The organism is Blastomonas sp. UPD001, assembly GCF_003426715.1.
Lineage (GTDB): Bacteria > Pseudomonadota > Alphaproteobacteria > Sphingomonadales > Sphingomonadaceae > Blastomonas.
This window is the reverse complement of sequence record NZ_QKVT01000181.1, coordinates 1-1,455: the sequence shown is the minus strand read 5'-3', so window position 1 is coordinate 1,455 and position 1,455 is coordinate 1. Positions and strand designations below refer to the sequence as shown.

At 62.5% G+C, this 1,455-nt stretch carries 2 protein-coding genes; both read right to left on the bottom strand.

The window, feature by feature from the left end:
• Window positions 1-13 precede the first annotated feature (13 nt).
• Window positions 14-172, bottom strand: a complete 159-nt coding sequence (locus DM995_RS22015) for a hypothetical protein (RefSeq protein ID WP_198669545.1) — start codon at window positions 170-172, stop codon at window positions 14-16.
• A 297-nt stretch (window positions 173-469) separates the two neighbouring features.
• Window positions 470-1,396 (bottom strand): DUF2493 domain-containing protein, encoded by a 927-nt coding sequence (locus tag DM995_RS20415; RefSeq protein WP_116970873.1) that lies wholly within the window; start codon window positions 1,394-1,396, stop codon window positions 470-472.
• Window positions 1,397-1,455 lie beyond the last annotated feature (59 nt).

Below are 1,455 nucleotides of genomic sequence, written 5' to 3'. Positions count from 1 at the left end.
ATGGTCGTCATTGTCAAAACGGATCGTACACCCGCACAATCAGCATAGGGTCGCCATCGTACTCGGCATCGGTCATCACGGCGAAGCCATCATTGGTCTGGATCAGCACCACGCAGGTCATCAGCGTCTTGGCGAGGCTCCAGGCGAACTTTTGGGCGGTGGGAAGCGACATGATCTTTGCTCCTGTTTCCGGAGCGGGGACCGTCCCCGCTCGACAGGCGCACAGGCGACCGACGCGCGGCCGCGATCACCGGAGGCGAAGCTGAAGGCCGCAAGCTGTGCTTAGCGGACCCCTTGCGGGTTGATCGTCACAAGGCAGCGCATAGGTCAGAGGTAAGCCAGAGAGAGCGGGGCGTACCCGCTTCGGAATTGGATGCAGCGTCGATTCACCGCCCTGAAGTTTACCCTCGTGCCGCTCACACAGTTGACTGTCGGGGCATTGCTCGAACAGCGGTCGGGTATGCCCCTCTCAGGTCGGGGGCTGACCCTTGCGGAAATCGAACACGGGGATGCCCAGCCTCCGAGCCTTGTCGGCAAGGTTGTCCTGAATGCCGGTGCCGGGGAACACCACCACGCCGATCGGCAGGACATCTAACATTGCGTCGTTGCGCTTGAACGGCGCTGCCTTGGCATGACGGGACCAGTCAGGCTTGAATGCCACCTGCGTGATCTTGCGATTGTCGGCCCAGCACGCCGCAATGCGCTCAGCACCTGATGGCGCACCGCCGTGCAGCAGCACCATATTCGGATGTTTCGCGCGGACGCGGTCCAATGCCCCCCAGATGGCATCGGTTTCGTTGCAGTCCTTGCCACCAGTAAATGCAACCTTGGGGCCACCAGGCAGCATGACTTGAGTTTCGGCACGACGGCGGGCGGCGATGAAATCGCGGCTGTCGACCATTGCTGCGGTCAGCGCGCGGCGGTTGACGAGGCTGCCATGGCGGGGGTGCCAGGCCGAACCGGTGTGGGTACGGTAGAGATCGCAGGCCACATCGCGCATCAGTTCATGGGCGTTGCGCCGTTCGATCAATGTCAGGCCCTGGGCCAACAATCGTTCCAGTTCGACCGAAGCGACCTCGGAACCGTCCTGTTCGCGCTGCGATCGACGCTGCGACTGCTCGTTGTCGTCGAGCTCGCGTTCGACGCGCTCGGCGGCGCGGTGGAACAGATTGACCGTCGACCAGAGGAGGTCATCGAGATCGGGTTCGAGCCGGGTGTCGGCAAGCGTGCCGATCAGGGCGTCGAAAATATCGGCGATGGCACCTGCGACTCGGTCGCCTTCGGGTAATGGTCGCGGATCGGGTTCGTCATGGAATGGATGGAAGCCATAGTGTTGCAGTTCATCGAGAATATGGGCGGCCGGGGATTGCTCCTGGGGTTCGTCGTGCTCGGTCATGACGGTCGCTCCGTTGTTGGACCGCGCCTCTCGCGGCCTTCATGGGCGAGCAAAGAGCG